The sequence below is a fragment of the Klebsiella sp. CN_Kp073 genome (assembly GCF_040065495.2).
In the GTDB taxonomy this organism is placed as follows: domain Bacteria; phylum Pseudomonadota; class Gammaproteobacteria; order Enterobacterales; family Enterobacteriaceae; genus Klebsiella; species Klebsiella aerogenes.
Genome location: NZ_CM198051.1, coordinates 3,383,080 through 3,409,354 on the forward strand (window position 1 = coordinate 3,383,080; position 26,275 = coordinate 3,409,354).

25 protein-coding genes, 1 tRNA gene and 1 pseudogene are annotated in these 26,275 nt (G+C 52.9%); 16 read left to right on the plus strand and 11 right to left on the minus strand.

The window, feature by feature from the left end; translation table 11 throughout:
* Nucleotides 1-2 precede the first annotated feature (2 nt).
* Genes ABLV66_RS16500 through ABLV66_RS16510 form a run of 3 tightly spaced genes read left to right on the plus strand, consistent with a single transcriptional unit; the run spans nt 3 to nt 3,816 of the window.
* Nucleotides 3-1,373: a sucrose-specific PTS transporter subunit IIBC gene (locus ABLV66_RS16500; protein ID WP_045397759.1), complete on the plus strand. Its 1,371-nt coding sequence runs from the start codon at nt 3-5 to the stop codon at nt 1,371-1,373.
* A complete protein-coding gene (locus ABLV66_RS16505; RefSeq protein ID WP_348876199.1) occupies nt 1,373-2,773 on the plus strand; it encodes a sucrose-6-phosphate hydrolase in 1,401 nt (466 codons plus the stop codon). The genes ABLV66_RS16500 and ABLV66_RS16505 overlap by 1 nt, the downstream gene beginning before the upstream one ends.
* 29 nt (nt 2,774-2,802) lie before the next feature.
* Complete coding sequence (locus ABLV66_RS16510) at nt 2,803-3,816, plus strand: LacI family DNA-binding transcriptional regulator (protein WP_045397754.1); 1,014 nt, start codon at nt 2,803-2,805, stop codon at nt 3,814-3,816.
* 51 nt (nt 3,817-3,867) lie between these two features.
* On the opposite strand, the gene cynS is transcribed toward ABLV66_RS16510, so the two are convergent.
* Together cynS and ABLV66_RS16520 are read right to left on the minus strand one after the other, a co-directional pair.
* Entirely contained in the window at nt 3,868-4,338 is a 471-nt protein-coding gene (cynS, locus tag ABLV66_RS16515) for a cyanase (RefSeq protein ID WP_348876200.1), read from the minus strand.
* 36 nt (nt 4,339-4,374) lie between these two features.
* Complete coding sequence (locus ABLV66_RS16520; protein ID WP_047043710.1) at nt 4,375-5,022, minus strand: carbonic anhydrase; 648 nt, start codon at nt 5,020-5,022, stop codon at nt 4,375-4,377.
* A gap of 109 nt (nt 5,023-5,131) precedes the next feature.
* Between ABLV66_RS16520 and cynR the strand changes: the two genes are divergently transcribed.
* The 4 genes from cynR (at nt 5,132) to ABLV66_RS16540 (ending at nt 9,102) form a co-directional block, all read left to right on the plus strand.
* Nucleotides 5,132-6,019 carry a transcriptional regulator CynR gene (cynR, locus tag ABLV66_RS16525; RefSeq protein ID WP_047065492.1) on the plus strand — a complete coding sequence of 296 codons (888 nt, stop codon included), beginning with the start codon at nt 5,132-5,134 and terminating at the stop codon, nt 6,017-6,019.
* 220 nt (nt 6,020-6,239) lie between these two features.
* Nucleotides 6,240-6,677 (plus strand): DUF2231 domain-containing protein, encoded by a 438-nt coding sequence (locus tag ABLV66_RS16530; RefSeq protein WP_045397745.1) that lies wholly within the window; start codon nt 6,240-6,242, stop codon nt 6,675-6,677.
* A complete protein-coding gene (locus tag ABLV66_RS16535) occupies nt 6,670-7,974 on the plus strand; it encodes a PQQ-dependent sugar dehydrogenase (RefSeq protein WP_348876201.1) in 1,305 nt (434 codons plus the stop codon). Before ABLV66_RS16530 ends, ABLV66_RS16535 begins: the two co-directional genes overlap by 8 nt.
* 195 nt (nt 7,975-8,169) lie before the next feature.
* The gene (locus tag ABLV66_RS16540; protein WP_348876202.1) at nt 8,170-9,102 is read left to right on the plus strand and encodes a LysR family transcriptional regulator; all 933 of its coding nucleotides are present in this window, start codon (nt 8,170-8,172) and stop codon (nt 9,100-9,102) included.
* Between the two features lie 654 nt (nt 9,103-9,756).
* Here ABLV66_RS16540 and ABLV66_RS16545 read toward each other — a convergent pair.
* The 3 genes from ABLV66_RS16545 to ABLV66_RS16555 form a co-directional block, all read right to left on the minus strand.
* Nucleotides 9,757-10,620 (minus strand): RlpA-like double-psi beta-barrel domain-containing protein, encoded by an 864-nt coding sequence (locus tag ABLV66_RS16545; RefSeq protein WP_130945907.1) that lies wholly within the window; start codon nt 10,618-10,620, stop codon nt 9,757-9,759.
* A gap of 11 nt (nt 10,621-10,631) precedes the next feature.
* On the minus strand, nt 10,632-11,438 hold the full coding sequence (locus ABLV66_RS16550; protein WP_130942411.1) for a hypothetical protein: 807 nt from the start codon (nt 11,436-11,438) through the stop codon (nt 10,632-10,634).
* 661 nt (nt 11,439-12,099) lie between these two features.
* A complete protein-coding gene (locus ABLV66_RS16555) occupies nt 12,100-12,225 on the minus strand; it encodes a hypothetical protein (RefSeq protein WP_259678439.1) in 126 nt (41 codons plus the stop codon).
* 28 nt (nt 12,226-12,253) lie between these two features.
* Between ABLV66_RS16555 and ABLV66_RS16560 the strand changes: the two genes are divergently transcribed.
* On the plus strand, nt 12,254-12,499 hold the full coding sequence (locus ABLV66_RS16560) for a site-specific integrase (RefSeq protein WP_074165817.1): 246 nt from the start codon (nt 12,254-12,256) through the stop codon (nt 12,497-12,499).
* 425 nt (nt 12,500-12,924) lie between these two features.
* On the opposite strand, the gene ABLV66_RS16565 is transcribed toward ABLV66_RS16560, so the two are convergent.
* A tRNA-Ser gene (locus ABLV66_RS16565) sits at nt 12,925-13,012 on the minus strand.
* A gap of 143 nt (nt 13,013-13,155) precedes the next feature.
* A complete protein-coding gene (locus ABLV66_RS16570) occupies nt 13,156-14,784 on the minus strand; it encodes an ABC transporter substrate-binding protein (RefSeq protein WP_348876203.1) in 1,629 nt (542 codons plus the stop codon).
* Between the two features lie 265 nt (nt 14,785-15,049).
* Between ABLV66_RS16570 and yccA the strand changes: the two genes are divergently transcribed.
* The gene (gene yccA / locus ABLV66_RS16575) at nt 15,050-15,709 is read left to right on the plus strand and encodes an FtsH protease modulator YccA (RefSeq protein WP_015704916.1); all 660 of its coding nucleotides are present in this window, start codon (nt 15,050-15,052) and stop codon (nt 15,707-15,709) included.
* Between the two features lie 87 nt (nt 15,710-15,796).
* A complete protein-coding gene (gene tusE, locus ABLV66_RS16580; protein ID WP_045360166.1) occupies nt 15,797-16,126 on the plus strand; it encodes a sulfurtransferase TusE in 330 nt (109 codons plus the stop codon).
* Here the strand turns inward: tusE and yccX are convergent.
* Nucleotides 16,123-16,404 carry an acylphosphatase gene (gene yccX / locus ABLV66_RS16585; RefSeq protein WP_047065499.1) on the minus strand — a complete coding sequence of 94 codons (282 nt, stop codon included), beginning with the start codon at nt 16,402-16,404 and terminating at the stop codon, nt 16,123-16,125. The genes tusE and yccX overlap by 4 nt on opposite strands.
* A 181-nt stretch (nt 16,405-16,585) precedes the next feature.
* On the opposite strand from yccX, the gene rlmI reads away from it, so the two are divergent.
* From rlmI to ABLV66_RS16600, 3 genes and pseudogenes are all read left to right on the plus strand, one after another.
* Nucleotides 16,586-17,788, plus strand: coding sequence for a 23S rRNA (cytosine(1962)-C(5))-methyltransferase RlmI (rlmI, locus tag ABLV66_RS16590; protein WP_015367414.1), 1,203 nt, complete (start codon nt 16,586-16,588; stop codon nt 17,786-17,788).
* Nucleotides 17,789-17,886: 98 nt separating this feature from the next.
* Nucleotides 17,887-18,204 (plus strand): heat shock protein HspQ, encoded by a 318-nt coding sequence (hspQ, locus tag ABLV66_RS16595; protein WP_015367415.1) that lies wholly within the window; start codon nt 17,887-17,889, stop codon nt 18,202-18,204.
* Between the two features lie 129 nt (nt 18,205-18,333).
* Nucleotides 18,334-19,660 (plus strand): annotated as a pseudogene (locus tag ABLV66_RS16600) (IS4 family transposase).
* A gap of 31 nt (nt 19,661-19,691) precedes the next feature.
* On the opposite strand, the gene ABLV66_RS16605 reads toward ABLV66_RS16600, so the two are convergent.
* Nucleotides 19,692-20,105: a CoA-binding protein gene (locus tag ABLV66_RS16605; protein ID WP_032714178.1), complete on the minus strand. Its 414-nt coding sequence runs from the start codon at nt 20,103-20,105 to the stop codon at nt 19,692-19,694.
* Between the two features lie 157 nt (nt 20,106-20,262).
* Here ABLV66_RS16605 and mgsA point away from each other — a divergent pair, with 157 nt between their 5' ends.
* Nucleotides 20,263-20,721 (plus strand): methylglyoxal synthase, encoded by a 459-nt coding sequence (mgsA, locus tag ABLV66_RS16610; protein WP_045395636.1) that lies wholly within the window; start codon nt 20,263-20,265, stop codon nt 20,719-20,721.
* A gap of 30 nt (nt 20,722-20,751) precedes the next feature.
* Here mgsA and helD read toward each other — a convergent pair whose 3' ends face one another.
* Entirely contained in the window at nt 20,752-22,806 is a 2,055-nt protein-coding gene (helD, locus tag ABLV66_RS16615; protein WP_047045647.1) for a DNA helicase IV, read from the minus strand.
* Nucleotides 22,807-22,929: 123 nt separating this feature from the next.
* Here helD and ABLV66_RS16620 point away from each other — a divergent pair, with 123 nt between their 5' ends.
* Both ABLV66_RS16620 and yccS read left to right on the plus strand, forming a co-directional pair.
* Entirely contained in the window at nt 22,930-23,376 is a 447-nt protein-coding gene (locus tag ABLV66_RS16620; RefSeq protein WP_045395640.1) for a YccF domain-containing protein, read from the plus strand.
* Between the two features lie 17 nt (nt 23,377-23,393).
* Complete coding sequence (yccS, locus tag ABLV66_RS16625; RefSeq protein ID WP_348876204.1) at nt 23,394-25,529, plus strand: YccS family putative transporter; 2,136 nt, start codon at nt 23,394-23,396, stop codon at nt 25,527-25,529.
* Here the strand turns inward: yccS and ABLV66_RS16630 are convergent.
* The gene (locus ABLV66_RS16630; protein WP_045395642.1) at nt 25,517-26,140 is read right to left on the minus strand and encodes a TfoX/Sxy family DNA transformation protein; all 624 of its coding nucleotides are present in this window, start codon (nt 26,138-26,140) and stop codon (nt 25,517-25,519) included. The genes yccS and ABLV66_RS16630 overlap by 13 nt on opposite strands.
* Nucleotides 26,141-26,275 lie beyond the last annotated feature (135 nt).

Below are 26,275 nucleotides of genomic sequence, written 5' to 3' on the forward strand. Positions count from 1 at the left end.
CTATGGATTTTCAACAGATTTCTCGCACGCTGCTGCCGCTGCTTGGCGGCAAAGAAAATATCGCCAGCGCCGCGCACTGCGCCACCCGCTTGCGTCTGGTACTGGTCGATGACGCGCTCGCCGACCAGCAGGCCATCGGCAAAATTGAGGGGGTAAAAGGCTGCTTTCGCAACGCCGGCCAGATGCAAATCATCTTCGGTACCGGCGTGGTCAATAAAGTGTATGCCGCCTTTATTCAGGCAGCCGGTATTAGCGAGTCGAGCAAATCCGAAGCCGCAGATCTGGCGGCGAAAAAACTGAATCCGTTCCAGCGGATCGCCCGCCTGCTATCGAACATCTTTGTGCCCATTATCCCGGCTATCGTCGCCTCCGGCCTGCTGATGGGATTGTTGGGGATGGTGAAAACCTACGGCTGGGTCGACCCGGGCAACGCCATCTACCTGATCCTCGATATGTGTAGTTCGGCCGCTTTTATTATTCTGCCAATCCTGATCGGGTTTACCGCCGCGCGTGAATTCGGCGGCAACCCTTATCTTGGCGCAACCCTCGGCGGTATTCTTACCCACCCGGCGCTGACCAACGCCTGGGGAGTGGCTTCGGGCTTCCACACCATGAATTTCTTCGGCCTCGAGGTGGCGATGATCGGTTATCAGGGGACGGTGTTCCCGGTGCTGTTGGCGGTGTGGTTTATGAGCCTGCTTGAGAAGCAACTGCGACGCCTGATTCCCGACGCGCTGGATCTGATCCTCACCCCGTTCCTGACGGTTATTATCTCCGGTTTTATCGCCCTGTTGATAATCGGTCCGGCCGGTCGTGCCCTCGGCGACGGCATCTCCTTTATTCTCAGCACGCTCATTGCCCACGCCGGTTGGCTGGCGGGACTCCTGTTCGGTGGGCTGTATTCGGTGATTGTTATTACCGGTATTCACCACAGCTTCCATGCCATCGAAGCCGGGCTGCTCGGCAACCCGTCGATCGGCGTCAATTTCCTGCTGCCTATCTGGGCGATGGCTAATATTGCCCAGGGCGGCGCCTGTCTGGCAGTGTGGTTTAAAACCAAAGATGTAAAAGTGAAAGCCATTGCCCTCCCCTCAGCCTTTTCGGCGATGCTTGGCATCACCGAAGCGGCGATATTCGGCATCAACCTGCGCTTCGTTAAGCCATTTATCGCCGCATTGATTGGCGGCGCGGCGGGTGGCGCCTGGGTGGTCTCCATGCACGTCTATATGACCGCCGTCGGCCTGACGGCCATCCCCGGCATGGCTATCGTGCAGGCCAGTTCCCTGCTTAACTACATCATCGGGCTGGCTATTGCGTTTGTGGTCGCCTTTATCGTTTCGCTGACGCTCAAATACAAAACGGATGCTGAATAATGACGCAGCCTTCTTTGTTACCGGCGGTCCTGCAGGCCGTCATGAACCACCAGCCGCGCGCGCGGCGGGATGACCACTATCCGCAGTGGCATCTGGCGCCGGTATGTGGGCTACTGAACGATCCAAACGGTTTTATCCACTTCAATGGCCGTTATCATCTGTTTTATCAGTGGAATCCCCTCGCCTGCGATCATCGCTATAAAGGCTGGGGACACTGGAGTTCAGCGGATCTGCTGCACTGGCGGCATGAACCGATTGCCCTGCTGCCGGATGCGGAGTACGACCGTAACGGCTGTTACTCCGGCAGTGCGGTAGATAACAACGGCGTCCTGACGCTGTGCTACACCGGTAATGTGAAATTTAACGATGGCAGCCGTACCGCCTGGCAGTGTCTGGCGACGCAAAATCCCGACGGTACTTTTCGCAAGCAGGGCCCGGTGCTGGCGCTGCCAGCCGGCTATAGCGGACACGTGCGCGATCCCAAAGTCTGGCGCGACGGCGATCGCTGGTTGATGGTGCTGGGCGCGCGCGATCTGGCCGACCGCGGTAAGGTACTGCTATTCAGCTCCGCTGATTTGATGCAGTGGAGCAGCCATGGCGAAATTGCCGGTAGCGGGCTTAACGGCCTGAACGATGGCGGTTATATGTGGGAATGCCCGGATCTGTTCCCGCTCGGCGACCAGCATATTTTACTCAGTTGCCCACAGGGGCTACCGCGAGAAGCCCAGCGCTTCCTGAACACCTATCCGGCGGTCTGGATGCACGGGCATTTCGACAATGCGGACGCGACTTTTAGCCACGGCGCGCTCGAAGTGCTGGATAGCGGCTTCGAATTCTATGCGCCGCAAACCACCCTGGCGGAAGATGGTCGGCGCCTATTGGTTGGCTGGATGGGCGTTCCCGACGGAGAAGAGATGCAGCAACCTACGCGAGCCCACGGCTGGATCCACCAGATGACCTGCCTGCGGGAACTCAGCTGGCGCCACGGCACGCTATATCAAAATCCCGTACGCGAACTGGCGGCGCTGCGCGGCGAGGCGCAAGGCTGGCAGACCGAACCGCAGGTGCTGCAGCCGATGGAACTGGCCTTCGAGGTTGCGCCAGGCGATGCGCTGACGCTGGATTTCGCGGGTGCGCTGCAGCTTTCGCTGGACAGTCGCGGCGTACGCCTGGCCCGTCGAAGCCTGGTAGCTGATACTGTCGATTACCGTTACTGGCGCGGCTCGGCGCATAAACTGCAGATCCTCATCGATCGTTCCAGCGTCGAAATTTTTATTAATGATGGCGCCGGGGTGATGAGCAGCCGCTTCTTTGCCGATTATCCAGGAGAACTGATATTCAGCGGCGCGACGCCGGGGGCATTCTGCTGCTGGCCGCTGCGGCCATGCATGGTAGAATAAGCGTTTTGCTTTCAGGCCCCAGGCTCGTGATGAAACCCAAACGCATTACCATAAAAGATATCGCCGAACTGGCTGGCGTCTCTAAAGCCACCGCCAGCCTGGTCTTGAACGGTCGCGGCAAAGAGCTGCGCGTGGCGCAGGAGACGCGCGAACGGGTGCTGGCTATCGCCCGCGAGCAGCACTACCAGCCGAGCATTCACGCCCGTTCACTGCGCGATAGCCGCAGCCATACCATTGGTCTGGTGGTACCCGAGATCACTAACTATGGTTTTGCCGTTTTTTCTCACGAGCTGGAAACCCTGTGCCGCGAAGCCGGCGTACAGCTGCTTATCTCTTGCACCGATGAGAATCCCGGTCAGGAGAGCATGGTGGTCAATAATATGATTGCCCGTCAGGTCGATGGCCTGATTGTCGCCTCTTGTATGCACAGCGACGCCGACTATCTGAAGCTCAGCGAACAGCTGCCGGTGGTGCTGTTCGATCGCAATCCAAACGATAGCGCCCTGCCGTTGGTGATGACCGATTCACTGGCGCCGACGGCGGAACTTATCGCCCGTATCGCCGGGCAACACCCGGATGAGTTCTGGTTTCTCGGCGGGCAGCCGCGGCTCTCGCCTTCGCGCGATCGGCTGGCCGGATTTAGTCAGGGATTAGCCCAGGCAGGCGTTGAGTTGCGCCCGGAGTGGATTATCAACGGCAACTATCACCCAAGCTCAGGCTATGAGATGTTTGCCGCGCTGTGCGCCCGCCTCGGGCGGCCGCCTAAGGCGCTGTTTACCGCCGCCTGCGGCTTGCTGGAAGGGGTACTACGCTATATGAGCCAGCATAACCTGCTGGATTCCGGGATCCATTTAGCCAGCTTCGATGACCACTATCTGTATGATTCGCTGTCGCTGCGCATCGACACCATCCAGCAGGACAACCGCCAGTTGGCCTGGCACTGCTACGATCTCATCAGTCAGCTGATCGATGGTAAAACGCCACAGCCGCTGCAGCGTTATCTGCCCGCAACATTGCAAATGCGTTATCAGCCCGCCAGATAATAACGGGCCTGGATCGTGGTTCAGGCCCGTGCCGTTAACGGTTAATTGTCATCAGAAAGGTTTCGTTGGCAGATATTTTCCATCGAACGTGATCACCGCGCGATGTCCGCCTTCCGGATCGCTGACCTTTTTCACATCCAGCTTAAAATTAATCGCGCTGATGATCCCGTCGCCGAATTTTTCATGAATGAGCGCTTTCAGGGTGGTGTCGTAGACCTGCAGCATTTCATAGAAGCGATACATCGTCGGGTCCGTTGGTATGCGGTCTTCAATAGAACCTCTGACCGGGATGGTTTGCAGCAGCAAAATGTCATCGTCGCTGAGCTCCAGTTTTGCGCCTACCATTTTCGCGACTTCGGCAGGCAGCGGATGCTGGCCCAATAGCGCGGCCGTCACGAAGGCTTCTGATAAACCGGTGCCTTCAACAAGCTGTGCAAAGGAGAGATCCTTTTTGGCTTTAATCAGCAATATTTTGTTCGCTAACTCCAGACGAACTTCGCGGCTAACTTGTGACTGAATCATGGTGTTACCTCGTTATATCGTAGTGAAATGAAATGACTAACCGTAAACCGGCACCGCTCGGGTATCCGGATGACCGGCCAGCGAAATAAAAGCTCTGGCATTGCCGTCATAGGCGGCAATCTCTCCCGTTTCAATGTCATACACCCAGCCGTGTAGCGCCAGACGTCCTTCCTCAAGCGCCAGACGCACCGCCGGATGGGTTTGAATATTCGCCAACTGGGCAATCACGTTTTCATGCACCATCGCCGCGGTTTTGGCCTGCGGGTCGCGATGCTCGCGGGCATCGTTCACCACTTTTGCCGAATCCGCATATTGCAACCAGTGCTTAACGGCGGGGACATGATCCAGACAGCTACACTGCGCAATCGCCGTCATCGCCCCGCAATCGGAGTGACCGCAAATCACAATATCCGTGACCTTCAGGACGGCAACGGCATATTCCACCGATGCCGACACGCCGCCGGGCTCCGGACCGTAAGAAGGGACGATATTGCCGGCATTACGGATGACAAATAGATCGCCGGGTTCTCGCTGGGTAACCAACTCAGGAACCATCCGGCTATCGGAGCATGAAATAAACAGCGTACGGGGGCTCTGCCGGGAGGCTAAACTTTTAAACAGTTCAGCGCGTGCAGGAAATGCATCACGTTGAAATTTAAGAAAACCATCAATGATTTCTTTCATGATAATGTCTACCTCGCTGTGGAATGTCAGGGAGGTTACGCGCCGCGTGGCATAAAATAAAAGTCTTGTTTATAATCAAATTCATTCAAAAAACTTATGAGTTGAACGTGTGAATATTCGCTATGTCAGATATTTCCTCGCCGTCGCCGAACATCAGGGCTTTACCCGCGCGGCGGAAGCCCTGCACATTTCGCAGCCTGCGCTCTCACAGCAAATCAGGATGTTAGAAGAGAGCCTGGATGCGCAGCTTTTTGACCGCAGCGGCCGGCATATTCACCTGACAGATGCAGGTGAGGTGTTTTTGCAGTATGCGCGCCAGGCATTTCAACTGCTGGATGAGGGCCAACGCGCCATTCATGATGTCGAAGACCTCAGTCGCGGTTCTCTACGCATTGCCGTGACGCCCACCTTTACTTCCTATTTCGTCGTCCCATTAGTGGCGGAATTTCATGCGCGTTATCCGCATATCACGCTGGATATACAGGAGATGTCGCAGGAGAAAATGGAAGGTATGCTGCTGGAAAATGAGCTGGATATTGGTATTGCCTTTGCTGGCGGAATTGCGCCGGACATCGTTTCCACCCCATTGCTACAGGAGGTGCTGGCGCTAGTTGTCGCGGACCATCACCCGCTGGCCCGCGAAGACTCCCTTTCGTTGAGCCAGCTGGCCGCGGAGGAGTTTATTCTGCTTAATCATCATTTCGCCACCCGGTTGCAAATTGACCACTGCTTACAACAAGCCGGTTTCCACCCGCAGGTGACCATTGAAATGCATTCGATCAACGCCATCCTCGATATCATCCAGCGAACCCAATTAGTGTCCATTCTGCCGCTGAAGGTCGCCGCCCAGCGTACCGGCCTGACGACCCGATTGCTTAAAGAAGCCGCGCTTGAGAGAACCGCGGTGTTAATGCAGCGCAAAGGCGCCCGGCCAAAAGCTGCAGCGCGGATTTTCGCCGAAATGGCCCAGCAGCTGGCTGCCCGAATAGAAAGTTAAACGTACGATGGCGCGGCCAGCATCTGGCCCGCCTCCTCCCTTCTGCAACAATCTCACCGTAGCCAGTATGACCATTTGCGCAAAACAGATTTCCCGCGATTGGCATACTGAAATTGTTAACAATATGTATAATTTTATCTGCTAAGCGGTATTCATTATTCCGGCTTGAACGTCAGCATTATTTTCATCCTACCTTATTCCCCCTGACAAGGAATTGACAATGAGTGAACGCTCTCATGACCGAGGTAATAGCCTTGCGATGGTCATATATAATCTACTCAATCCGGTGCCTTACGGCTTTTTTATCGCCGGTCTCATCTTCGATATTATTTATCTCTACAGTACGAACGTGATGTGGGGAAAAAGTGCCAGCTGGCTTATTGCCCTTGGCCTTATTTTTGCCATCATTCCGCGATTGATTAATCTGGCGCAGGTGTGGTTTTTTACTCCTCGACGCCCGGCGGCAAAAATTGATTTCTGGCTAAACCTTATCGCTATTATTGCCGCGTTGGTAAACTGTTTTGTTCATAGCCGCGACGCCTGGGCGATTGCGCCGCAGAACGTAATCTATTCATCGATTACCGTTATCTGCCTGCTGGTCGCCAATATTATCAGCTCCACTTGCCTGGCTAATAATAAGGGGATTCGCCATGAATAAATTACTACTGCCCCTGCCCGTTATGCTCGCCATGGCGCTTGCCCTGTCCGGATGCGATGAGAAAGCGAAACTTAGCCCGGATCAGCAGGTAGGGCCCGATCCCGTAATGCCGAAGGCCCAGGATTTCCTGATGCCGCCGATGCAGGTTCCCCGCGGCGTGGGCTGGAAGACAGATGGGCAACCGGCGGTTGCCCAGGGGCTGAAAATAGAAAAAATAGCCGATGGATTCCTGCATCCCAGAATGGTCTATGTCCTGCCAAACGACGATGTACTGGTCGTTGAAAGCAACGGTCCTGGCGAGGAGCCGCTGACTACGCCGAAGCAGCTGATTGCCGGGATAGTGAAAAATCAGTCAGGCAAAGGTGGAAAAGGCGGGAATCGCATTACGCTATTGCGTAAAAACGCCAGCGGCTGGGAAAAACATATTTTCCTTGAACACCTGCACTCGCCTTTCGGTGTCCAGCTGATTGGCGATAATCTATACGTCGCCAATACCGGCAACATCATGCGTTATCACTACCAGCCAGGGGCGACACATATCAGCGATGCGGGGAGCGAGCTGGCTGACCTGCCCAGCACCGTCAATCACCACTGGACCAAAGCGTTACTGGCAAGCCCGGATGGTAAGAAGCTGTATGTGGGCGTCGGCTCGAACAGTAATATCACCGAGAATGGGCTGGATATCGAATATCGTCGCGCCACCGTTCTGGAGGTTGATACGGCAACCGGCGCAAGCCGTATCTTCGCCAGCGGTATCAGGAATCCTACCGGACTCGGCTGGGAACCGCAGACGGGCAAGCTTTGGGCCATTGCCAATGAGCGCGATGAGATCGGCGCCGACCTGGTGCCTGATTATTTAACTTCGGTGCAGGATGGCGGATTTTATGGCTGGCCGTGGAGCTATTTCGGACAGCATGTGGATCGCCGCGTACAGCCGCCGCGCCCGGACATGGTCGCTAAAGCGATCAAACCGGATTATGCCCTGAGTTCCCACGTTGCGCCGCTGGGAATGCTGTTTTATACCGGAAAAATTTTGCCGCAGACCTATCAGGGCGGCGTGTTTATCAGCGAACACGGCAGCTGGGACCGTTCGCCGCTGAATGGCTACAAAGTCAGCTTTGTCGCCTTTAAAGACGGCAAGCCGGTCGGTAAACCTGAGAGCGTGGTCACCGGCTTTGTCTCCCGCGATGAGAAAGAATTGTACGGCGCGCCGGTCGGACTCGCGCAGGATAACGAAGGAGCGTTAATCATTGCCGACGATGTCGGTAATACCGTCTGGCGCGTCAGCGCAAAATAAAATATAACTATCAATTATCCGGCTTCCCGCAGTCAGGGAAGCCTTTTTTATATCCTGAGAATCATTATCCATAGATATTGCCGGGAATAATTCGAGAAACAAAGTGATAAGCTGTGACATCAGGACCGCTATTGTAGTCGGCTACACCAGAACAGGTTGCTGAGAAACATTCATCATCAATGAGACGTAAAACAGATGAACCATTTATCCGCAATCAGAACCTTCGTCAGCGCCGCTGATCATCAAAGTTTCAGCGCCGCCGCCAAAGCCTTAAATATTGAAGTATCCACCGTCTCTCGCCATATTTCCGAGCTGGAGGCGTATTTACAGGTGACGTTGTTTAACCGCTCAACCCGTGGATTAGCATTAACCGAAACCGGGGCATTTTTTTACTCGCACGCCCAACAACTGTTATTACAATGGGAGGAAACCCGTCAGTTAACTTCCGCACTGGATAAACAACCTTCCGGCCTGCTGCGGTTAAGCGTACCCAGTACCTTCGGCCGTCTGCACGTGATGCCTTTTGTTGATGAATTTCTTCGCCTGCATCCCAACATTTCGCTGGATATTAGCTTTAACGATGAAGTGCAGGACCTGATTGAAGCGCGCATCGACCTGAGTATTCGCATCGGCATTTTGCCTGACTCCTCGATTCATGCCCGTAAACTGGCTTCTCAGACGCGTTCAGCCTGGGCCAGCCCGCAGTGGATTGCGGAAAACCGCCCTTCTGCCACGCCGGGCGCCGACCAGCAGCAGATTAATATTGTGATGTTTTCTCGTCTGCATGGCGCCGGTTGGTATACCCGTAAGACGGGTTCAGAAGATGAATGGCAGCGCATCCCGATTCACTACCGACTGAGCGTTAGCGATAGCGCCGCCATGCTTTATGCCTGCGTCAATCACACCGGGATTGCGATTTTACCGAACTGGCTATCGCAGCAGGCTGAAGAACAAGGGCTTATTCAACGCGTCTTCCCGGAGTGGGAATTTAGTATGTTCCCCAGCGAAACCGCCATCTGGATGCTGTACCCACAAAACAGGAGAGTACCGCATAAAGTCCGAGCCTTTATCGACTTTATGGTTGAAAAGATTGGGATGCCGCCCTACTGGGAGGAAGAGATTCATTAACGACGAGAATGGGTGAAGCAGTGATGTGCCGGAGGAACCCAAAGCAAAAAGGGGTTACCTTTCGGTAACCCCTTTTCATATTTGGCGGAAGCGTAGAGATTCGAACTCTAGAACCCTTTCGGGTCGCCGGTTTTCAAGGATGTGTAAAAGTTATTTAAAATCAATGTCTTATCATAAGCCAGTGGTATATTTAGACATTATTACGCCCAAATTTTTCAGTTAGTTATCCACTTCTCTGCAGATAGTATACCTCTGTCATTTTCGGGGCTGAATACGGCGCGTTTTGCCCCAAAATCTGCCCCCAAATACCCGGTATCGAAGACTATCCCCACCCGGTAACCCCTGCAGACGGTTACTGGGTGATAGCATGTCATTTAATGACATTATTTGTTGTATCTTAGATCTGATCTGACACTCTTAAGTCACAGAGCCAAACATAATCTGAAAGTCCGCTCCGTGCCAGAAGCGGAAGTAGCTAACTACATTTTTTTGGATCTACGGGGTGCAGTTCACAGAATTCCCCGACCGGCTTATCGCAACGATAGCTAGCCACGGTTGCCGCCACCAGGCAGAGCCTGGCGGCGCCTTCTGCAATAGCCGGAAACTTTTGACTACGCCTAAAAGCACAGATTGCAGCGCATGTTATACCCGCAACTACCTGTAGCTGGATTTTAAGTGCATTCGTAGCAGTTTTTCTTTGATTGCGGGGTCAGTGATAACCACGGCTGTAAACATATAATGATGATCGTCATCACTGCTTGTAAACGGAGGAAGGCAATTTTTTTGGAAACCACAAAAGGTGTCAGCATGGATATCTTTAACTTTTCCACCAACATCTCCGACAAAGAAATATCCGTCATGCTTGAATTTCCTGCCAGTGTAGGGATCTGTGATCATATTGTTAGTCACATCATTAATATAAAGTACGTCTCCTGCCTTTAATTTTAAACCTGAATTATCATTAACCTTTACAGCCATAGTCCGGTACGGAACCAAAAAGTAATTGTTAATTCCTAAGCCAAACGGTGCGTTGGTTTTTACATGATAACTTAACCCATAGGCAGACAGATCATGAGTATGGGTTTCATATTCCACATCACAGTCGATATAATAAGGAGGTTTTTTCTTAAATACTCCTGCATGCGTGAGCCTGATTTCCTCCCCATGAAATGTTGTTTTGACAGAACCTTCCTGAGCACCCAGGCACCAGCTACGCTTACTGACATTATCCGATATCGGGATACCATCTTTATCCCGGAATGGGACGCCGTTTTTATCCTCGACGGGTTGCGTGGTATAAAAGTTAGTCGACCATAGCTTTATTTTTCTCCCGGTCGAACTGTCGGGGGGAGGCGGGATATCAAAAGTGTCCTGAAAATCAGGTGTCAGTATGCGATATTCCTGATTGATAATTTGTGCAGGTTGCATACAGGAACTGACGAGCGCTCCCCCTCCCAGCGACAGAAATGTGCGCCAAGTAAGCCTTGCAATTTTAAAGTTCTGGATACTATTTATCATATTGATATTCCTCATTTTCCATCACCTTTACTTTGAGCACTATTTCCGCCTGCCGGTTTGGTTACCTGATATGCAACTACCGGCGCAGTGGCAGGCGTTGCTTTACACATTTTTATGTTGGTACGGATAAGCTCAGCGAGAGCTATTGCTGAATTTTTATCGGCGGCCGAAAAAGACATTAAGCTACTCTGCGCCGCCTTTTGCTGATTTAAGGTCTCAGCAATCTCTGTGACATCGGGTGCAACCAGACTGACGGCGGCCTGCTCCGACTGGAGTTCAAACTCCAGATCAGACATTACACTGTTTAAATATGGTTGTATCAGCCCACTTACTGAAGGATTGGGGTCGGTACTTATTGCAATATCCATTTGGTCGGATGTTATATCCATCATGGAGCGATATATACAGTTTAATTTTTTCCGGGTAGAGCGATAATTCAGAAGTTGAATATCATAATTATATCGCTGGCTTGCGGCACCACCTACCACAGAAGTTCCACCGGCATAAAGTGCCGTGGTCAGTGCTCCACTCGCAGCCGCAATCACTGATGTCACAGCACCAGCGGCACTGGTATCACTTAGAAGATATTTTTGCGTGGCTAGTTGCTGTTCTTTTTCTCGTAATTGCATTTCATATCTTTTAACTTCAGTAGCCATTTTTTCATAATCATTTTTAGCTGTGTTTATGCATTGAGAAGCCGTTTTTTTATTACTGCAATCTAATGAACTGACGTAATTCATCTCAGGAATAGCATTAGGGTAAGGCGAGGTGCAGGAAACAGATGTCAGGCAGACAAAAGCAACGATTGTTCTCATCATTTATCCTCATACGGATAAAACACCACTGCTTGATTTAGAGTGATTTTAGTACAGATTTTACCCCCTATGTTCTATTAATCTGCTCCCCCGTGTTTCACATACGCTGTTAGCAATGTCTGCTCCTCCACTGTGAGTTCAACGGGTCGATGCAAAGGTCATTGATACTCGAATGAGACCCCAGTCATAGCTTTTAAGAACCGGCAAAGGTCATCACCAGCATCCTCAATCGTATGAAAACGAACAGAGTCTACACACCCGGATTTACTCTTATTAAGACAGGCAATGAATGGCGGTGTTGGGTCTTGTCCTGTAAGACTTCTAAATCGAGTAGCATCAACACGCCAGCGATACATTGCTCCATATCGTTGTACCCCCCTGATGCCTGTGCGGGTATTTTTCGTCGTTTTAATAGAAATTGGCATTCTGAGTTACCTTAGTTAAATGACCGTGAGATTGCATAGTCCTTATAAAGCTGACCAGATCAGTTTATAGCAACCGGCTGAATGCGAAAGGAATCCCCACTGCTTAACTAACCGTCATTTTTGGCTGCTGTGATTTATGGTCACTGCCAACGTCCGCTCCTCGCTCAAAGCGGACTGTCAGATTTGATTGCATTCTGCATGCACAAATTGTCAGTTGGGGTCTGGACAAATAAACACGATTACTGGATTTCTAATGCAGATAATTTCTCCTCCAGTTCGTCTACTCGCTTAATCAGCACCTTTACCGCTGCCAGCGAGTCCATCATGATTACGTTGTTATCCAGCTGCAGGCGATCGTCGTTCACCCTCTCACCGTTGCGCATGTATGGGCGGATGAATAAAAAAACATTCAATACATGGTGGAATAATGCGAAAAAGCAAGCCGCGGTGAAACTGGGTCGCCCTGTTCCGGGTACGTTCCACGATATTAAAGCCAAAGCAATTTCAGTCTATGAAGGTAGTAGCAAAGAGAAGCAGATGTTTAGTGGACACAAAACAGAAAGCCAGGTAGTAACTTACGATAGGAAAGTGAAGCTATCACCGACTTTAGACGTCCCACCATTAGATAAGGAAGATTAAAAAGTAACGTAATACAAAGAAACTCAATCCCACTGACATGGGGAATGCAAATTTTGGCTTTAGGTTAGCGAGGTTGCACCGCTGACTGAGTTGACCACTAGCCCCATGATGGCGGTTGATACTGTGTCAAAAAATGATAAAACCATGATATGTAGATTTTTATTCATATGCTTCTCCTTTTCCTCGATGTTTGTTAGCGCTAGATTGTTTTTGATGCAATAAAACACGTATAAAACGGTGAGGACGAGTAGCCAAAAAAGACAGGTAGGTACGCTGCCAACTAACCCTAGCTGCGCTAGCCTAAAGCCAAAAAATTTAACAAAAAAAGCAACCGGCAAGTGAAAATAGACCAAGTGAATATACCAACACTATACCAACAGCCCAAAGCAAAAAGGGGTTACCTTTCGGTAACCCCTTTTCATATTTGGCGGAAGCGTAGAGATTCGAACTCTAGAACCCTTTCGGGTCGCCGGTTTTCAAGACCGGTGCCTTCAACCGCTCGGCCACGCTTCCGGTATGGGGCGCACTATAAACACCTCTGCCGATGCTGTAAAGCATCATTTTGTTCAACTGCCTTAAAAACAAACAAATATGCGTTATTCGTCTGAATTTCAGGCAGTTTGCGCAGAAATTCGGCGTTAAGAACGCCCTTTGACTCAATGTTTTATGATGTACATATCTTTGGTGTAGTAAAAGCCCAGCTTATCCGGCTCGAACCCGCCGACCCACGGCTTCACTAAATGGGTACGCACATAGTGATAAACAGGAATCGCGGGCACATCCTCAGCCAACAGATCCTCCGCTTGCTGATAGAATTTGCCTCGCGCGGCGGTATCCGCCGCCTTCGCCGCATCATGCAGCGCTTTATCATAGGCCGGGTTACTGTATTGGCTGGTGTTTTCGCTATCGCCGGTGCGGAAGTTATTCAGGAATGACGCCGCATCGTCATAATCGGCGATCCAGGCATAACGCACGGCATCAAAATTATGCGTATGCATGGTATCCAGCATCGTCTTCCACTCCTGGTTCTGCAGCTTCGCCTCTACGCCGAGATTTTTCTTCCACATTGAACTGGCGGCGATGGCAATGCGCTGGTGCGTCTCCGAGGTGTTATAAAGCAGGTTAAAGACCAGCGGATGACTTTCGTTAAAGCCCGCCTCGTTAAGCAGTTTTTTTGCCTCAGCAATGCGTTTGTCGCGCGGCCAGCTGGCGTAATCCGGTTGTTTCAGCGTGACGCCGCCAATATCGGGCTGGCTAATTAGCCATGCCGGACGCTGTCCCTGCCCCATCACCTTATCGGCGATGATATCTTTATCCAGCCCCATGTTGAGCGCCCGGCGCACTCTGGGGTCATTAAAGGGCGGTTTAGTGGTATTGAGTTCGTAATAGTAGGTCGCCAGCTGCGGAGAAACATTCAGCTGCGAGCCCATCGTTTTCTTCAGTAACGCAAACTGGTTCACCGGCAGCGTATAAACAATATCTATCTCACCGGCTTTATAACGATTCACATCCGCCGCTTCGGAGGTAATCGGCAGATAGGTCACTTTATTAATTACCGTATGTTCATTATCCCAGTACTTAGGGTTGCGTTGCGCCACGATGCGCTCGTTGACGACCCACTTCGAAAGCGTATAAGGGCCGCTGGTGACGATATGTTCCGGTTTAGTCCATTTGTCACCAAAACGCTCCACCAGCACCTTATCAATAGGCACCAGCGACGGGTGAGCAAGCATTGCGAGGAAGGCGGCGTTAGGCTGATCTAACGTGATCTGCAGCGTGGTATCGTCCAGCGCTTTTACGCCGAGAGTTTCCGGCGACTGTTTTCCCTCCGAGATATCGCGGGCGTTAACGATATGCATATTACCCGGATAGCTGGCGTACGGCGAAGCGGTGGTCGGCGTGACCAGCCGCTGCCAGCTCCAGACGATATCCTGCGCGGTAATCGCTGTCCCATCGGACCAGGTGATGCCAGGACGCAGATGGAAAGTCCAGACGAGGTTCTCTTTATTCTCCCACTTCAGCGCCAGCCGCGGCTGAATCTCGCCCTGCGGCGAAACGCTCACCAACCCTTCGAACAGATCGCTGATGATATTATACTCGACGTCGCTTTCGACCTTATGCGGGTCGAGCGAAGCGGGTTCATTACCATTGTTCCTGACGAGCTCCTGTTTTGCTGCAAGTTCGGTACCCTGCGGGACCTGGGCGGCCATTGCCGTGGCCGCGCTGCCGAGTAAACCCAGGACCAATAATGCGTGTGTGATGTGGTTATATTGTTTTCGTTTCATTTCCCTTGCCTTTATGCTTCGTTGATACCCCTTCCACACTTAGTCGCTGGCTGGCATTAAGGCAATATTTTTCAGTGACCTATAAGATTCAGATCTGCTTTCCGTCGTTGAACGCATAAACATACTGTCTTAATCTATTTTACCAGAATAAAACGCTACCCCACCGGCACCGGGATCTGAGTAAAGATGGGTAAAAGCATTATGGCTTTCGGCTCGCTTTTCTTATGCTTCATAACTAATTACATCTGTCATAAGAGAGTGACTCATGGATCGTATAATTACCTCATCGCGTGACCGTTCATCGCTGCTCAGCACGCACAAAGTTCTGCGTAACACCTATTTTCTGCTTAGCCTGACGCTGGCGTTTTCGGCGATCACCGCCACCGCCAGCACCGTGCTGATGCTGCCGTCTCCGGGGCTCATCCTCACCCTGGTGGGCATGTATGGTCTGATGTTCCTGACCTACAAACTGGCTAATAAACCAAGCGGTATTCTGGCGGCCTTCGCCTTTACCGGCTTCCTCGGCTACATCCTGGGGCCAATGCTGAACGCTTACCTGTCCGCAGGCATGGGCGATTTGATCGGTCTGGCGCTGGGCGGCACCGCGCTGGTCTTCTTCTGCTGCTCGGCTTACGTATTAACGACGCGCAAAGACATGTCTTTCCTCGGCGGCATGCTGATGGCGGGCGTGGTGGTCGTCCTGATTGGTATGGTGGCGAACATCTTCCTGCAGCTGCCGGCTCTGCACCTGGCCATCAGCGCGGTGTTCATCCTTATCTCTTCCGGCGCGATTTTGTTTGAAACCAGCAACATCATCCGCGGCGGCGAGACCAACTACATTCGCGCCACCGTTAGCCTGTATGTTTCGCTGTACAATATCTTCGTCAGCCTGCTGAGCATCCTCGGCTTCGCCAGCAGAGACTAACCTTCTCTCCTGCAACACCAGGCCTCGCTTATGCGGGGCCTTATTTTTTGCTACACTGCGCGCAGTTTCCGCATTATGTGAAAAATCATGTTTATCTTTGAAGGCAGTGAAATAGAGACCGATAGCGAAGGCTATCTGAAAGAGACGACTCAGTGGAGTGAAGCGATGGCGGAAGTTATCGCCGCTCAGGAAGGGATCACCCTGTCCGTCGAACACTGGGAAGTGGTGCGCTTCGTGCGCGATTTTTATCTGGAGTTCAACACTTCGCCAGCCATCCGTATGCTGGTCAAAGCGATGGCGAATAAATTCGGTGAAGAGAAAGGCAACAGCCGCTACCTGTATCGATTATTCCCCAAAGGCCCGGCTAAACAGGCGACTAAAATCGCCGGTCTGCCGAAGCCCGTAAAATGCATTTAATAGAGAATAGCGAATTTTTGCCACTCTCTGGTGGGTTGATGGGGCTCGGTTAACACCCTGTCGACCCTTGCGCTACGCGGCCCGCCGGCCTTAAGCCAGGCAATCAGTTTCTCCACCTGCTCCACCTCCCCGCAGGCCAGCACTTCCACGCTGCCATCATCCAGATTTCGCGCATAACCTGTAAGCCCCAGCTGCAGCGCTTCACGCTGCGTTGAATAGCGGAATCCCACGCCCTGAACGACTCCGTGAACCCATGCCATCGTGCATACCTTCGCCATATTACCCCCTCTACTACGCTATCCTGTTGCAGAGAATAGCAAATTCTCTCCAGCATACTCACTTTTGCCTGACGCTAAAACATCCGCCCGGCGGCGGCAGGAATGGTGCTTGCCCCAGCCAGTTATGCTAATCTACGCGCCATTTTTCGGTGCCGACGCTCCGTCGCTTAAAGGTAGCCCCATGACAGATTCCATTATCCCACGCTTAGTATTAGCCAAAGGACGCGAGAAATCCCTGCTGCGTCGCCATCCATGGATTTTCTCCGGCGCCGTCGCCCGGATGGAAGGTAAAGCTCGTTCCGGCGAGACGATTGATATCGTTGATTCCCAAGGGAAATGGCTCGCTCGCGGCGCCTATTCGCCCTCCTCGCAGATCCGCGCCCGTGTCTGGAGTTTCGATCGTCATGAAGCTATCGATAATGCTTTTTTCGAGCGTCGCCTGCAGCAGGCGCAAACCTGGCGTCAATGGCTGGCAGAGCGCGATGGTCTTGACAGCTATCGTTTAATCGCCGGGGAATCCGACGGCCTGCCTGGCGTGACAATCGATCGCTTTGGCGATTTCTTCGTCCTGCAGTTGTTGAGCGCCGGCGCCGAATATCAGCGTGCGGCCATTGTCAGCGCCCTGCAGACCCTGTTCCCGCAATGCTCTATTTACGATCGCAGCGATGTGGCGGTGCGTAAAAAAGAAGGGTTGGATCTGGCGCAGGGCCCGGTGGTAGGCGAACTGCCGCCTGCGCTGCTGCCCATTACCGAGCACGGTATGCAGTTGCTGGTAGATATCCAGGGCGGCCATAAAACCGGCTACTATCTCGATCAGCGCGATAGCCGTCTGGCGACCCGCCGCTACGTCGCCGATAAGCGCGTCCTCAACTGCTTCTCTTATACCGGTGGATTCGCGGTTTCTGCGCTGATGGGCGGCTGCCGTCAGGTCACCAGCGTTGATACTTCACAGGAAGCGCTGGACGTCGCCCGGCAGAACGTTGAGCTCAATAAGCTGGATCTGTCCAAAGCCGAATTCGTGCGCGATGACGTATTCAAACTGCTGCGTAAATATCGCGATCAGGGGGAAAAATTCGATGTCATCGTCATGGATCCGCCAAAATTCGTCGAAAACAAAAGCCAACTGATGGGCGCCTGCCGCGGCTATAAAGACATCAACATGCTGGCGATCCAGCTGTTGAACCCCGGCGGCGTGCTGTTGACTTTCTCCTGTTCCGGCCTGATGACTACCGATTTATTTCAGAAAATCATCGCCGATGCCGCAATAGACGCCGGGCGTGATGTACAATTTATAGAGCAGTTCCGTCAGGCTGCCGATCACCCGGTGATCGCAACCTACCCGGAAGGACTGTATCTGAAAGGGTTTGCCTGTCGCGTCATGTAACTTGAAAAGCGGAACATCGCCCACACGTTATTCTCATGACTCAAGAACATTTGAAGATGATGGATACAGTGGGCGCCAGCGTTTCCCGGGAGGTGACTATGATTGCCAGCAAATTCGGTATCGGCCAACAGGTTCGCCATACGCTACTCGGCTACCTTGGCGTAATCGTTGATATCGATCCAGAGTATTCGCTTGACGAGCCCGCCGCGGATGAAATCGGCGCCAACGATGAACTGCGCGCGGCCCCCTGGTATCATGTTGTGATGGAAGATGAGGACGGCCAGCCGGTCCACACCTACCTCGCGGAAGCGCAGCTCAGTAGTGAAGCCAGCGATGAGCATCCTGAGCAGCCATCGATGGACGAACTGGCGCAGACTATCCGTAAACAGCTGCAGGCGCCGCGGCTGCGGAACTGACTGGCCTTTGTTCCCGATGCTTTGTTAAAAACCCCGTTAACACGGGCAATGCCGATCAGTTAAGGATCGGTTGATCGATCCTCAAACTACGGCACTATAACGGCTTCCACTACAGGGAGCCGTTTTCTTATGCCACTTCTCAATGACCTGCTCGATTTCAGCGACCATCCCCTTATGCCGCCGCCTTCTGCACAGATGTTTGCAGAACATCTCCCTGCTGAGTGGATACAACACTGCCTGACGCTCTCTGAGCACGCCACCGTCCGGCGTCGCCGTCTGCCCGGTGATATGGTTATCTGGATGGTCGTGGCGATGGCCTTTTTCCGCAATGAGCCGATTACCGATGTGGTCCGCCGACTGAACCTGAGTGCTGATGGTGAAGCGGGTATGAACCTGCTGGCCCGCAGCGCTGTCACCCAGGCTCGCCAGCAGGTCGGAGCGGCTCCGGTTGAATGGCTCTTTCGCCAGACCGCGCAGACCTGGGGAGCCGAGCGCTACCACAAAGATGACTGGCAGGGCCTGCAACTTTTTGCTGTTGATGGCGCTCAGTTCAGAACACCTGACGAACCTGAACTTCGCGACTATTACGGCTCAGCGAATACGTCCACCACGCGCCAGAGTGCATATCCGGTTATGCGTCTGGTGGCCTTAATGAACCTGGGCAGTCATGTGCTGCTGGATGCGGTGACCGCCCCTTACCGACGGAGTGAAATCCTGCTGGCACAGTCGATGACGGCCTCTATTCCGGACAACTCCGTCACGCTGTTCGACAAACTGTTCTACAGTGCAGACCTGCTGGTGACGCTGAATCAGCAGGGGAATAACCGGCACTGGCTGCTGCCAGCCCGCAAGAATATGGTGGCGGCAACAGAGGAAAGTTACGGTTCAGGAGACAGGCTACTGAAGCTGAAGGTGTCCCCGCAGGCCCGGAAAAAGAATGCTTCACTGCCGGAATACTGGTATGCCCGGGCGGTGACTTACGAGGTGAATGGTGTGGAGAAAACGGTCCTGACCTCGCTTCCGGCAGACCGCTATCGGGCAAAGGATGTGGCAGAGCTTTATCATTCACGCTGGGAAATCGAGGTCGGGTTCAGGCAGTCTTCTGGATAATGCGCTGGTGCTGAGAAGCCGGAAAGTTGACCTGCTGGAGCAGGAGGTATGGGGGATGTTACTGGCCTATAACCTGATACGGCGCGAGGCAACAAGGGCGGCGGAGAAACACAGGAAGGCGCCCTCAGAAATAAGCTTCAAGTTCGCGTTCCAGTTTATCGCGACGGAAATGATAGTACTGGGCAATACGGTATCGCCGGGAACCATCCCGAGGCGGCTGGAGCATCTGCGAGGAAATCTGGAGGCGGTGTTCATAACAAAACGCCCCCGACCATCAAGGCCGAGGGCGGTTAAGATGTCAAAAACCCGCTATCCGGTGAACTCTCATGCCGCTCCGCTTAAGTGAACGGCATTGCGTTAACACGGGGTTTTTTATTTTACTTCGCTAGCCCAAGCCGCGGAATTTCAATCGCAGGGCAGCGGTCCATGACCACATTTAACCCCGCTTCACGCGCCATAACCGCTGCCTGTTCATTAATAACGCCAAGCTGCATCCACAACGTCTTCGCTCCGATGGCGACGGCCTCTTGCGCCACGCCCCACGCCGCTTCGGAATTGCGGAACACATCGACCATATCGACCTTTTCAGGTACCTCCGCCAGGGTGGCATAGCCTTGTTGACCGAGCAGCGTTTTGCCCGCCACCTTGGGCGAAACAGGAATGACATGATAGCCCTGTTCCAACAGATATCTCATTACCCGATAGCTCGGGCGATCGGGCTTGTCGCTGGCGCCTACCAGCGCAATCGTCCGCGTCGCGGTTAGAATGCCGGCAATATCGTTCTCTTTCATCATAATCCTCCTGCTCTTTAGCCCTAGTGTAAGCTAATACGGGTAAAGCAGCCATCCAGACTAACTCACAGATACAGCAAAAATTTTCTCCCCAACGCTTGCAGCATCAGTCACTTCCAGTAATCTGTCTGCAAGTTAATATAAGTGGAACCCCATTATGGAACTGACAACACGCACCTTGCCCGCACGCAAACATATCGCGCTGGTAGCACACGATCACTGCAAAGATCTGCTGATGAAATGGGTCGAACGTCACCAGGCGCTACTGGCTCAGCACCAGCTCTATGCAACCGGGACCACCGGCAACCTGGTCTCACGCACCACCGGGCTGGAAGTGAAAGCGATGCTGAGCGGCCCGATGGGCGGCGACCAGCAGGTGGGCGCGCTGATTTCTGAAGGGAAAATTGATGTGCTGATCTTCTTCTGGGATCCGCTGAATGCAGTGCCCCACGATCCTGACGTCAAAGCGCTCCTGCGTCTGGCGACGGTGTGGAATATCCCGGTTGCCACGAATGCCGCCACCGCTGACTTTATTATTCAGTCGCCGGATTTCAACCAGCCTATCGATATTCTCATCCCTGATTACCAGCGTTACCTTGCCGAGCGCCTGAAGTAATTCCCACGGCGGCCAGACGGCCGCCGATGATCAGGGCTTTCGCGCCACCGGCACGCCCAACTCCTGCAAAACCTCAACAAACGGCGATGGTCGTTCTTTATTGAACAGCAGCCAGACCCGCAGGCGGGCGCGGGTTATCGCCACATACAGTAGCCTACGCTCTTCAGCATCAGGGAAATCTTCCGGCTGTGGGAGCAATGCCTGTTCCATCACCGACTCTCTTGCCGGCGCCGGGAAGGCGTCATCACCCTCCTGCAAGCCCAACACAATAACAAAGTCAGCCTGCTGGCCTTTGCTGGCATGAATTGTCATAAAATCTAGCTGCAGATGCGGCCAGCGGGTCGCGGCTTTTTCCAGCGCGGCGGGTTTCAGATGGTGATAGCGCGCCAGCAGCAAAATCCGCTGTTGCGGTTTAACGTAGCCGCTCAACTTGTCGAGCAGATCGTCGAGTTTATCGTCGGGCAGCAGGGTTACCGCTTTCTTATCGCCAGCGGTCAGACTATTCAGCGGTTTAGCCAACTGATGCGGGTTTTGCTGAATAAAACCGTTGGCGATTTCGCCGATACGACCATTAAATCGATAGGTGGTATCCAGCGCGCAACAGTCCCCTTCGCCAAAGTAGTGGTTAAATGCCGTGGTTAAAGAGAGCTGCGCGCCGCTAAAGCGATAGATAGCCTGCCAGTCGTCACCCACCGCAAATAACGTGGTCTGTTTATTTTGCCGGCGCAGCGCCGCCAGCAATTCAGCGCGCTGTGGAGAGATATCCTGAAATTCATCCACCAGAATATGTTTCCAGGGGCTCACAAAACGGCCTTTATCCAGTATGTTAACGGCCTGGTGAATAAGCCCGGAGAAATCAACGGCATTCTCCTCTTTCAACGCCGTTTTCCAGGCTTTCAGTAGCGGGGCCATCAGTTTCACACGCTTATTAAAGAGGTCGCGTACTTCTTCAGGCGCGCTGGCGATCATCTCCGCCTGCGAGCCGCCATGCATACGCATCAAACTAACCCAGCGGTCAAGACGGCCGGCCAGGCGACGCAGCAGCGCGCGATCCTGCCAGAAATCGCCTTCGTCAATCTGCCACTCCATCTCATCCATCAACCACTGACGCCAGCCTTTAGCCTGCGCTTTTTTCTCCTGACACTGCTGCTGCCAGGCCTTCAACAAAAGCTTTTGCCGGGCGGCGGTATCGTTTTCCAGCTTACTGATCGCCGGAACCTTCTTACTACCCTGCTGAATAATATGTAACGCCAGTGAATGAAAGGTCCGAGCAGCAATCTCGTCGGTTCCCAATCGCTCCTGAATACGTTCATCCATTTCCTGAGCAGCCTGACGGCCAAACGCCAGGAGCAGGATCTGATCGGCTGCCGCCTCGCCGCGATTTAACAACCACCCTGCACGGGCGACCAGCACCGAGGTTTTTCCGCTACCGGCGCCGGCAAGCACCAGCAACGAACGCTCGCCGTTAACCACCGCCCGCGCCTGCGCCGGGTTGAGCGGTGAAGACTCGACCTTATCGAAGAAAGCGCGATACTGTTCCAGCATGGCTTCGGTATAGGCTTGATTATGCGCCAGGCGAGCCTCGTCGATATCGCTAAGCCAGCATTGACACTGGCGCCACAGTTCGCGGCAGTTATCAAATTCATCCAGACGGCTCTCAGGGAAAGGCAGTCCGGTTAAGGCCCGGCGTATCTTCGCCTGAACATCGGCGACCTGCTGGCGGGTCAGCCACTTACCTTCGGCGCTGGCGCGTTCAATTTCACTTAACTGTTGGCGCAGTAATTGCGCGGCAATTTCACTCATCTCCGCGCTCCACTGCTGCCAGAGATTATTGAGATGATGATAGAAATGTTGCGTCTCAGCCCACTCGGTACCATGCAAACGCACAACTTTGCTTTCAGGCAGTGCGAACTCCAGCTCGCCCCACACCAGGCCACGCTTACATTGAACTGACAATAACTGATTGAAAGGTATAAGATACTCATGACGATCGCCGGAGACTTTAACCCCGGCATTCAGCAACTGCACCCGATCATAAGGATGCTGCGCCATGCGTTTGCCCAATGTTGTCGCTTTAAGTTCCATATATCGCCAAATTTCAATCAGTTTGAATGTTTTTAAGTTTAACCGCCCGCGAGCAGGTGCTCCAGCGCAAAAAAACGTTACAATTGTCGGGTCTTATTATCCATAGGGTTAACCAGAGGGTTTATGCGTACCATTCTGAATATTTTAAACTTTGTTCTTGGCGGTTTCGCCACCACGCTCGGTTGGCTACTGGCGACGCTGGTCAGTATTGTTTTGATTTTCACGTTACCGCTGACCCGTTCATGTTGGGAAATTACCAGGTTATCGCTTTTCCCCTACGGTAATGAAGCCATTCATGTTGATGAACTGGAACCTGAAGCAAAAAACAGCTTACTGAACGCGGGCGGCACTATTTTGAATATTTTGTGGTTCATGTTCTTTGGCTGGTGGCTGTGCCTGATGCATATCTTCAGCGGTATCGCCCAGTGCCTGACCATCATTGGTATCCCTGTCGGGATCGCCAACTTTAAAATTGCCGCTATTGCGCTTTGGCCAGTAGGACGCCGCGTGGTCTCCGTTGAAACGGCTCGCGCCGCACGCGAAGCCAACGCCCGCCGCCGCTTTCAGTAATTGTACGGATCACTGTTATGTTAAGCCCCCTGCTCCGCCGTTATACATGGAATAGCGCCTGGTTATATAACGCCAGGATATTTATTGCGCTTTGTGGCACCACGATCGCGCCGTGGTGGATTGGCGAAGTCAAACTCACGATCCCGTTAACGCTCGGGGTGGTAGCCGCGGCGCTGACCGACCTCGACGATCGCCTCACCGGGCGGCTACGTAATCTCGCCATTACGCTGGTCTGCTTCTTTATTGCTTCCGCATCGGTGGAATTACTGTTTCCGTGGCCATGGCTGTTTGCTATAGGCTTAACCCTGTCCACGACGGGCTTTATCTTGCTCGGCGGTCTGGGTCAACGCTATGCCACCATTGCTTTCGGCGCCTTACTGATCGCTATCTACACCATGTTAGGGGTCACTCTGTATAACAGTTGGTACCTGCAGCCGCTCTTTTTGCTGGCTGGCGCCATCTGGTACAACGTATTAACACTCGCCGGTCATCTTATTTTCCCCATTCGTCCGCTGCAGGATAACCTTGCGCGCAGCTATGAACAGCTGGCGCAGTATCTTGAACTTAAATCACGGTTGTTCGATCCGGATATCGAAGATGAAAGTCAGGCGCCGTTGTACGATCTGGCGCTCGCCAACGGCAAACTGGTTGCGATGCTGAACCAGACGAAAGCGTCTTTACTTACGCGCCTGCGCGGCGACCGCGGGCAACGCGGTACTCGTCGTACCCTACAGTACTATTTCGTCGCTCAGGACATTCATGAGCGTGCCAGCTCGTCGCATATTCAGTATCAGACGCTTCGCGACCATTTCCGCTACAGCGATGTGATGTTCCGTTTCCAGCGGATGCTGTCGATGCAGGCGCAGGCGTGTCAGAAACTCTCCCGCGCCATCCTCTTACGCGTTCCGTATCAGCATGATGCGCATTTTGAACGCGCCTTTATGCATCTTGACGCGGCGCTGGATCGCGTTCGCGCCAGCGGCGCGCCGCAAGATCAGGTCAAAGCGCTGGGTTTTCTACTCAATAACCTACGCGCCATTGATGCGCAATTGGCAACCATCGAATCGGTGCAAACCAGCGTGCTGGCCAGCAACCATCCCGAAAACCTGCTTGCAGACGATCGCCCCAGCGGCTTTAGCGATATCTGGCTACGGCTGCGCAGCAATATGACGCCGGAATCGGCGCTTTTCCGCCATGCGGTGCGCATGTCACTGGTGCTGTGCGCGGGCTATGCCTTCATTCAGTTTACCGGCCTCAACCACGGTTACTGGATTCTGCTGACCAGCCTGTTTGTTTGCCAGCCGAACTATAACGCTACCCGGCATCGCCTGGCGTTAAGGATCATCGGGACATTGGTAGGGGTCGCTATCGGGCTACCGGTGCTGCTGCTGGTTCCCTCGGTCGAAGGCCAGCTATTGCTCATTGTACTAACCGGTGTGCTGTTTTTCGCCTTTCGCAACGTCCAGTATGCGCATGCCACTATGTTTATCACGCTGCTGGTACTGCTGTGCTTTAACCTGTTGGGCGAGGGATTCGAAGTCGCTTTACCGCGTATCCTCGATACATTAATCGGCTGCGCTATCGCCTGGGCGGCAGTGACCTTTATCTGGCCAGACTGGAACTTCCGTAATTTACCTCGGGTACTTGATCAGGCTATCAACGCTAACTGCCGTTATCTGGACGCTATTCTTGAGCAGTACCATCAGGGGCGCGACAACCGTCTTGAGTATCGCGTCGCCCGACGTAATGCACATAACCGGGATAGCGAGCTGGCATCAGTGGTATCCAATTTATCCACAGAGCCAAAAGCCGACAACACAATGCGTGAAACCGCATTCCGCCTGCTGTGCCTTAACCATACGTTTACCAGCTATATTTCCGCGTTGGGGGCGCACAGGGAGAAACTGACGACGCCGGAAATACTGGCGTTACTCGATGATGCCGTCTGCTACGTCGATGATGCGCTGCATCATTCTCCCGCGGACGAACAGCGCGTTCAGCAGGCGCTCAGCAACCTGCAATCACGTATTCAACACCTGGAACCGCGAGCCGACAGCAAAGAACCATTGGTCCTGCAGCAGATTGGGCTACTGCTCGCACTGCTGCCGGAAATATGTCGCCTGCAGCGCCGGATTGCCGGTCAACCAGAATAATCCTCCACGCCGTACCCTTGCGTATTAGCCCACTCCCGTAGCTCCTGGCGCCGCTGCGCCGGGAGCGCGGCGGAATGGGTGCCGGCAATCGCGCCCGCCAGGGACTCAAGGACATTGATTGATATTCCTTTATTATGCTCCCTCAATTTTAACCAGCTTTTTTCCGCACCAATTGTACGCAGCATTTTCACATCGGTTATTCCGGCATGAATCAACATCAATTCCATGTGGAAACTGATATTAGGCAAATCTTTTAGCCTGCCAGAATCACGCTGATGCTGCTTTTCGCTACGCGCCGTATGCAAAGACAGCTCCGAGAGGTGAAACAGCATTTTACTGTCCTGCCATAATGCTTCATCTATACGGTAATATTTTAGCGCTACCGGCCGACCATTTTTGCGCATGGTTAACATTGGGCTATGATGCTCGACCCGATATTCTGCGCTTTGCTCACACACTCTAAGATAGATTTCGCCTTCGGCCACCATGGCAAACACGGTATTGTCTATCGCCAGGCTGTAACCGCCAAATAGAGGCCGGCTACTGATTTTGCCTAAGGGAGAAAGGCACTCCTGAAACTGGAGGAACCGTAATTTTGATAGTTTCTTCATGATCATTCCTTTGGTAATCATGCATATAAAAGTAATTTTTATTAACGGATCCGTTATTGAAGAAAATAAGTGAGTTCGTTTTGTGCAGCAAGATGAATTTTGGCTTCATTTCAACCAGCTCGCCGTTTTGCGAGG

Coding starts and splice junctions, on each gene's coding strand:
- ABLV66_RS16540 (WP_348876202.1), top strand. CDS start 8,170: ATGAACCATTTATCCGCAATCAGAACCTTCGTCAGCGCCGCTGATCAT.
- ABLV66_RS16630 (WP_045395642.1), bottom strand. CDS start 26,140: ATGAAGAAACTATCAAAATTACGGTTCCTCCAGTTTCAGGAGTGCCTT.
- mgsA (WP_045395636.1), top strand. CDS start 20,263: ATGGAACTGACAACACGCACCTTGCCCGCACGCAAACATATCGCGCTG.
- ABLV66_RS16605 (WP_032714178.1), bottom strand. CDS start 20,105: ATGAAAGAGAACGATATTGCCGGCATTCTAACCGCGACGCGGACGATT.
- tusE (WP_045360166.1), top strand. CDS start 15,797: ATGTTTATCTTTGAAGGCAGTGAAATAGAGACCGATAGCGAAGGCTAT.
- helD (WP_047045647.1), bottom strand. CDS start 22,806: ATGGAACTTAAAGCGACAACATTGGGCAAACGCATGGCGCAGCATCCT.
- ABLV66_RS16550 (WP_130942411.1), bottom strand. CDS start 11,438: ATGATGAGAACAATCGTTGCTTTTGTCTGCCTGACATCTGTTTCCTGC.
- rlmI (WP_015367414.1), top strand. CDS start 16,586: ATGACAGATTCCATTATCCCACGCTTAGTATTAGCCAAAGGACGCGAG.
- yccS (WP_348876204.1), top strand. CDS start 23,394: ATGTTAAGCCCCCTGCTCCGCCGTTATACATGGAATAGCGCCTGGTTA.
- hspQ (WP_015367415.1), top strand. CDS start 17,887: ATGATTGCCAGCAAATTCGGTATCGGCCAACAGGTTCGCCATACGCTA.
- ABLV66_RS16560 (WP_074165817.1), top strand. CDS start 12,254: ATGAATAAAAAAACATTCAATACATGGTGGAATAATGCGAAAAAGCAA.
- ABLV66_RS16530 (WP_045397745.1), top strand. CDS start 6,240: ATGAGTGAACGCTCTCATGACCGAGGTAATAGCCTTGCGATGGTCATA.
- yccX (WP_047065499.1), bottom strand. CDS start 16,404: ATGGCGAAGGTATGCACGATGGCATGGGTTCACGGAGTCGTTCAGGGC.
- yccA (WP_015704916.1), top strand. CDS start 15,050: ATGGATCGTATAATTACCTCATCGCGTGACCGTTCATCGCTGCTCAGC.
- ABLV66_RS16510 (WP_045397754.1), top strand. CDS start 2,803: ATGAAACCCAAACGCATTACCATAAAAGATATCGCCGAACTGGCTGGC.
- ABLV66_RS16505 (WP_348876199.1), top strand. CDS start 1,373: ATGACGCAGCCTTCTTTGTTACCGGCGGTCCTGCAGGCCGTCATGAAC.
- ABLV66_RS16620 (WP_045395640.1), top strand. CDS start 22,930: ATGCGTACCATTCTGAATATTTTAAACTTTGTTCTTGGCGGTTTCGCC.
- ABLV66_RS16500 (WP_045397759.1), top strand. CDS start 3: ATGGATTTTCAACAGATTTCTCGCACGCTGCTGCCGCTGCTTGGCGGC.
- ABLV66_RS16535 (WP_348876201.1), top strand. CDS start 6,670: ATGAATAAATTACTACTGCCCCTGCCCGTTATGCTCGCCATGGCGCTT.
- ABLV66_RS16570 (WP_348876203.1), bottom strand. CDS start 14,784: ATGAAACGAAAACAATATAACCACATCACACACGCATTATTGGTCCTG.
- ABLV66_RS16545 (WP_130945907.1), bottom strand. CDS start 10,620: ATGATAAATAGTATCCAGAACTTTAAAATTGCAAGGCTTACTTGGCGC.
- cynS (WP_348876200.1), bottom strand. CDS start 4,338: ATGATTCAGTCACAAGTTAGCCGCGAAGTTCGTCTGGAGTTAGCGAAC.
- ABLV66_RS16520 (WP_047043710.1), bottom strand. CDS start 5,022: ATGAAAGAAATCATTGATGGTTTTCTTAAATTTCAACGTGATGCATTT.